Raw genomic sequence first — 2,096 nt, forward strand, 5'->3', positions numbered from 1 at the left:
CGCGGCAGGGCATCCCGCGAACCGGATCGACGAGTTGCTACCCTGGAACTTCAAGCCGTCGAGCTGAACTCCGATGGGGCGTAGACGCCGCTTACTCAAGGCTTACAGATGAGGACAAAACAATGACCACTGGCGCTATCCGCCGGGGGGCGACCCAATATTGGGGTCGCAAGCCCGCCGGAAACTCGATCGTCGGCTTCACCCACTTGGCTTGTTGCAGGTGCGATGTCTTGCAGGGGCGCATCCAGTATTTTGCAACTGGTTGCAACTTATCCGACATCCCAGCCCGGCATAGGGCTTTGATGTCCCGTCCGCCGCGGAGAAAGCCGGCCAATGTCGCAAGCATCTTCGCAAACTACGGCAACGTCGATCCAGGCTATCGCTTGTGCCAGGCTCTGCACACTGGCGTGATGTGCTGCCCGGAGGGCGACGCCCAATGACCGGTCAGTACAACGATCACTGTGAGAGCGCAGATAACTATGCCGCAGAACTCTGCCGGATCGAAGCTGAGACAGGAAGCTTCTGCGTCATCGTCTGCCGGGATGGCATCCAATGGATCATTCAGAGACGCATACGTGCCACTGAAAAGCCTGCTGCGGTTCGTTGGGTCGCGGAGAGTTATGTGACGAGCCGGGAAGCCCTTCTGCGGCTCTGGCAGGCGCATAGCGGCATCTCTGCGCCTGCCGAGCTGCACGCCATGCCCGCACACTTCATCCGTCCTAGAGAAAGCACCAGGAGCTAGGAGGAAAGAATGCCCGTACCGTCGCAATCCGAGTGTTTCCCGTTGCAACCGGTTGCAACGCCCATTTCCGAACGCCAGTGGCTCTCTGAACAGGGCCGTGCTCATGGCGTCTTCACAGGGAAGAAGGCGCGCATCGCAGAAGTTGCCGCCACCGGTAAAACGAAACGCATCCGCGCTGCGGTACGGGATTTCCTACGAGATGATCAGGTCAAGTTGAGCGCCGCTCTCCGCACCTTAGGTGAACGCCCAGATCGGGCCGTGGCGATGCAACTGCGCGATCATGTGAATGCGTGGGCCAAGAGCTATGCACCTATCGGCTGGGAACCTAGCCTGAAGAGCGATGGCCGTGTGCGCCCGATCTGCAAGCGTATCCCGCCGGAACTGAAAGCCGTCCAGTACATGCTGGCCGCTGTGGTCGAAGCACAGTTCGCGCCCAGCGCACCCGTCTATGGTGTCCCGAACCACAGCCGCGAGGATGCCGCATATGCTCTGAAGGCCCTTCAGAACCAGGGATTCACGCATCTCGCCAAGACAGACATCCGGGATTGCTATCAGAACGTGAGCCCGGACGCCCTGTACCAACTGCCACTACCAAAGGAGGTAATCAAACATGCCCTAGATACTAGAAACCTCACCTTTGAGGAGCTGGGAGGACAACAGGACCCTAGGGGGTTCCATGGTTCCTTCTTCTCTCAGGGGAGTATGACGACACAGGACATTGCGAGCGGGCCACGGGGGCTAATGCAGGGCTCCCCGGCTTCCGGGATCATCTTGGCGTGGATGCTCAACGATATCCCCGCCGGGACTGATCAAGTGGTTATGCTGTGCTTCGACAACATCGTCGTGTCTGCAACAGACTATGCTGGAAGCCGGGAGATGGTGAATACCCTTTTCGCCCACTTCGGGCGGCATCCCGCAGGCCCGTTCGCGTTGTGTGACGTCTTCTTTGCCGATAACCAGCCGCTGGAATTCCTCGGTTACCTCTTTGACCCTGCCCGGGATGATATCGGCATAGGTGAGAAGGGTCGCTTCAATTTGGAGGGGCGCCTGAATGAAGCAGACAAGATCGATATGGTGGAGCTACATAGAACCATGATCGCGCACCGAGAACGCGTGACGGCCGCCCCTCGGTTCTGGCATCCGCCGCCCTATCGTGAGTGTTATCCGATCAACCATTGGAGGGCATTGCGCGATTTTCGCAGTGGCTTCCCCGCAGCCGTAGCCCATGGCGAAGAACTCGCGTTCTACCTCGAAACGACGTAACCGACCGATTGGGGCCGCCTGCCTGAGGCTGGGGTTCCGAGGTAAGACACGTGCATAACGACGTCGTTATGCACGTGTCTTATTCGGAGGA

At 58.9% G+C, this 2,096-nt stretch carries 2 protein-coding genes; both read left to right on the forward strand.

Translation table 11 applies throughout. From position 1 onward, the window contains the following. The first annotated feature begins 436 nt into the window (after window positions 1-436). A complete protein-coding gene (locus C8N44_RS23275) occupies window positions 437-742 on the forward strand; it encodes a hypothetical protein (protein ID WP_146178919.1) in 306 nt (101 codons plus the stop codon). 9 nt (window positions 743-751) lie between these two features. Continuing rightward, the gene (locus tag C8N44_RS22970; RefSeq protein WP_107978998.1) at window positions 752-2,005 is read left to right on the forward strand and encodes a reverse transcriptase domain-containing protein; all 1,254 of its coding nucleotides are present in this window, start codon (window positions 752-754) and stop codon (window positions 2,003-2,005) included. Window positions 2,006-2,096 lie beyond the last annotated feature (91 nt).

The organism is Allosediminivita pacifica, assembly GCF_003054175.1.
GTDB classification, from domain to species: Bacteria; Pseudomonadota; Alphaproteobacteria; order Rhodobacterales; family Rhodobacteraceae; genus Allosediminivita; species Allosediminivita pacifica.